This window comes from Bifidobacterium sp. M0353, from assembly GCF_016100645.1.
GTDB classification, from domain to species: Bacteria; Actinomycetota; Actinomycetes; order Actinomycetales; family Bifidobacteriaceae; genus Bombiscardovia; species Bombiscardovia choladohabitans.
The window spans coordinates 1-252 of the sequence record NZ_JACFSB010000282.1 but is presented as its reverse complement, the minus strand read 5'-3'; the positions used below and the strand labels follow the sequence as shown (position 1 = coordinate 252).

1 protein-coding gene is annotated in these 252 nt (G+C 41.3%); it reads left to right on the top strand.

Annotated features, from left to right (window positions below; all coding sequences use genetic code 11):
• On the top strand, positions 1-252 hold a 252-nt coding region (locus H3V04_RS09815; protein ID WP_198188492.1), incomplete at both ends, for a hypothetical protein.

Here is a 252-nt window from a genome sequence, read left to right as displayed (position 1 = left end):
GCTGTATCTATTTTGGTTAAGAACCCAAATGCAAAACAGTTTGGTCAAATCCATTTCCATGATATCGGTGATTACCTTTCACAAGCCCAAAAGCTGGAAATCATCCAAGAGCTGGGAAGTATTAAAGGCATCACTGATGCGAATGGCTGGAATGATATCGAGCCTGATGAGTTTGGTGACTGGGTCAATCAACGTGACCCAAATTTTGATGCGTATATGAGCTTGGGAGATAAGAAGGATAAAACTGCCATA